This window comes from Pirellulales bacterium, assembly GCA_019694455.1.
GTDB lineage: Bacteria > Planctomycetota > Planctomycetia > Pirellulales > JAEUIK01 > JAIBBY01.
On the sequence record JAIBBY010000130.1, the window covers coordinates 1 to 2,805 of the forward strand.

Consider the following 2,805-nt stretch of genomic DNA (forward strand, 5'->3'; position numbering starts at 1 on the left):
TTAACTTCTGGGGATACGCTCTAAACCGGTCGCTCCCCACGAACTCGAACCCGTCGTAGATCGCGATGGAATTGCCTTTCTTCGATAGGCGATATTGCTCCACGATCGGAATCTTGGTGATCCCGTACAGCGCCACCGGCAGCAGCAGAATGCTAAGTGGCGCCAGAATCCACCATTTGAGGCTTGCAGCGCGCGGCTTTACTTCCTCGATCGGCACGACGATCGCATATTCTGGTTTGGGCTGGTTCATAACACCTCGGCACTCGTGGGCCGTTAGCCGCCGTCGATGACGGGCATTCTCTCGCCGCTCACATATTGGTCGCCACGTCTTCTTCTCCCCCCACCAGTTCGTCGAGCGCGGCGGCCAGCGCGGCGTGAATATCCTCGGCCTCAAGATAGGGATAGTCCGCCAGGATTTCGTCAGGCGTCGCGCCGCTGGCGATCAAGCCCACGATCATGCGCGCCGTGACTCGCATCCCGCGGATGCAGGGCTTGCCACCCATCACGTTGGGATCGAAGGTAATCCGGTCGAGTTGCGGCATGCAGTTCTCCTCACAGGCAAGGGTCCCAGGCCGGCGCCCTGCGGGGCACATGAGCAACCGGTTTGCTAACTCGGAGAGGTCCGATCAGCAGAGAGTCAACGAGCCAAGCACCAAGATAATCAAAAGACCGAGCGTTGACACGAGTATTGCCGACGCTGGCCTTGCACGCGCATCTTCGCTCGTTCTGAAAATCGACAAAGCTTTATTATCCTGTGCGATGACGAATGCGCTGTCCCCTTAAGAGCCACGCGACGGACCCGACGATGAGCCCAATCAGAGCGTAAATACCTCCACCCACAATGACATAGGCAATTGCCATCATGGTTGGGGAGTTGAGATCAAGATCAGTCATCACTAGCAAGAACAAGCTCGGCAGGTCGATACAGTACATTAGATATAAGGAAAGCGCCCAAGCCTCTTCACCAGTGGCGGAAAACAGAAACGGCAACACAATCGTGGCCACTGCGGTGTGCGAAAGAAAGTACCCGCCGGCGATGCCCAACGGATTCCGGTACTTAACCACCCACCAGACAAGCGATACGAAGAAGCCTAAATGAATGACCACCAGGACGCTGGCAAACAACCAAAAAGCGGGAGAACTCGGACTGTGAACACTAGTGGGCAACCGTAGCATGCTCTAGCTCCTGAGCAATCAGGACCTGTCCTAAATCTTGTGTCACCCGAGGGAAATCGACATTTTTTCGGAACTACCAAACTGCAGAGATTGACGCATGGATGCGCTCATTGTGGAGAAGGCCGAGGAATTGGCCAAGTCGATTGCCGGCGATGCCTCGTCGCTCGCGGCCTGATCGCTCTGCATGACGTTGGGCATTCTCTAGCCGCTCACATATTGGTCGCCACGTCTTCTTCTCCCCCCACCAGTTCATCGAGCGCGGCGGCCAGCGCGGCGTCGTATTGCCGGTCTTGCGAATAGACTCGGCAAATGCGGTAGCTGTGCGGCAACTGCCGCATCAACTCGCTGCTGGTCAGCGGCCGGGTCTGCTGCGTCGCCGGATCGAACAAAAAGTTCTGCCCCGCCGTCGGTCCCCGCGTGCCCGGCCGATGCACGTGCCGCGCCAGGTCGATCCGCAAGGGGATCATTTTTAGCTCGGCAGGCAAGCGCTCGCGCAGCGCCTGCTCGACAAACTCCTGGCGGCTGAAGATGCTCATCCGCTCGGCCATGCCCGGGCCAAAGTATTGCGTACGCTCGCAGGCCATGCGCCACGGCGTTTGCCGCGACAAGAAGGCGCGCCAGCGCTCGCCGAGCTCGCGGCGGCCTGGGTCGTCGCTTGCGCGCCAGCGGGCCACATCGACCAACAGCGACCACTCGGTGAACCGCTGGTACGACGGCAGGTTCGATAGTGGGTTGCCGGGGAACAGCAGCGATTTGCTGTCGGCGAACAGGTCGCCCAGAGCCAGATCGATGGCGCGCACCGTGCGGTGAAAGTACACGCTACGAAAGAGTTCTGCGCGCACGGCTACAAAGCTGGCGAGCGCGGCGGCGCCTCGGGCGTGCAAGGCCAGGCCGTCGCGGGTGAAGAAGCTGTAGTGCAGCAGGCGATCGAGATCGAACGCCTTGGTGCTGTAGCCGGTCATGTAGGCGTCGCGGAGGACAAAGTCCATGTTGTCGACGGTGTAGATGCCGCTGAACAGGCTGCGCAGCAGCGTGAGCCAGCGCGGGCCGGCGGCCACGGCGGTAAGCGATGGGCGGGTGATGAGAAACGCGATGTGGGCCGGGTCGAGCGTTTCGCCGGGCGCCAGCCGCGAGTGGGGGTTGCGGCGCACGCGGCGGATCAGGTCGCCGAGTTCGCTGAGGATGATGGTGCGGCCTAGCGTTTCGTGCGTCAGCCCATAGTCGGCCAGATACTCGTCGTCGAAGAAATGGCCAAACGGCCCGTGCCCCACGTCGTGCAAGAGGCCGGCCAGGCGCAACAGCGATTCGACATAGCCGCGGCTGGGCACGTCGTCGCAGACTGCGGCCAGGCTATCGTAGAGGGCGGCGGTCGCGCGGCTGGCCAGGTGCATCGCCCCCACCACATGCTGAAACCGCGTATGCTCCGCCGAGGGGTAGACCCACCAGGCGGTTTGCAATTGGTGGATCTGCCGCAATCGCTGCACCCAGGGATGATCGATCAAGTGTTGCTCGGCGACCTCCCCCTCTGGCAGGGATCGGGCGGAGGTGAAAGCGATATAGCCGTGGATTGGATCGTGGCTCAGGCTTTCGCTTTCAAAGTGCTTCATGGAAGTGGATTATTGTGCCGCT

The 2,805-nt window shown here is 60.8% G+C and carries 4 protein-coding genes; all 4 read right to left on the reverse strand.

Going from position 1 to position 2,805, the window contains the following annotated elements:
* A partial coding sequence (locus K1X71_21240) for a hypothetical protein (GenBank protein ID MBX7075675.1) occupies window positions 1–250 on the reverse strand: 250 nt, incomplete at its 3' end.
* Window positions 251–308: 58 nt separating this feature from the next.
* Complete coding sequence (locus tag K1X71_21245) at window positions 309–542, reverse strand: DUF433 domain-containing protein (GenBank protein MBX7075676.1); 234 nt, start codon at window positions 540–542, stop codon at window positions 309–311.
* Window positions 543–747: 205 nt separating this feature from the next.
* Window positions 748–1,176: a hypothetical protein gene (locus K1X71_21250; GenBank protein ID MBX7075677.1), complete on the reverse strand. Its 429-nt coding sequence runs from the start codon at window positions 1,174–1,176 to the stop codon at window positions 748–750.
* 209 nt (window positions 1,177–1,385) lie between these two features.
* Complete coding sequence (locus K1X71_21255) at window positions 1,386–2,783, reverse strand: HD domain-containing protein (GenBank protein ID MBX7075678.1); 1,398 nt, start codon at window positions 2,781–2,783, stop codon at window positions 1,386–1,388.
* Window positions 2,784–2,805 lie beyond the last annotated feature (22 nt).